Origin of the sequence: Pseudomonas sp. HY2-MNA-CIBAN-0224 (assembly GCF_040310285.1) — a bacterium.
GTDB classification, from domain to species: Bacteria; Pseudomonadota; Gammaproteobacteria; order Pseudomonadales; family Pseudomonadaceae; genus Aquipseudomonas; species Aquipseudomonas helleri.
In genome coordinates, this window is the sequence record NZ_JBEOPQ010000358.1 from 1 (window position 1) to 296 (window position 296).

Consider the following 296-nt stretch of genomic DNA (forward strand, 5'->3'; position numbering starts at 1 on the left):
TTTTTTAATATCATCCATTTATATATCAACACAATACCTATGAGTCAACGTAATAAACTCAGCTTGTGGCAAAAACTCAAACGGCTACTGACTGCTTCAGCACCGCAGTCTATTATCCATGGCGCAAAAATGCCAACACAGGCAGCAGCGGCTGACGATGATATTGATCTTGATATGATGCAGGCAGGAATCTCGAGCGCCAATACTCGTAATAGCGATGAGGCAAATACGGCTGACTCTACTGGCAGTTTGACCAGTCACCGTGATAATAATCATGATAGCGAGCGCTCGCAAGC

General features: G+C 44.3%; 1 protein-coding gene. It reads left to right on the plus strand.

All coding sequences use genetic code 11. The annotated features are described in order from the left end of the window. Positions 1-296, plus strand: a 296-nt coding sequence (locus AAEZ03_RS26735) for a hypothetical protein (protein ID WP_350582808.1), incomplete at both ends; no start/stop codon positions are given.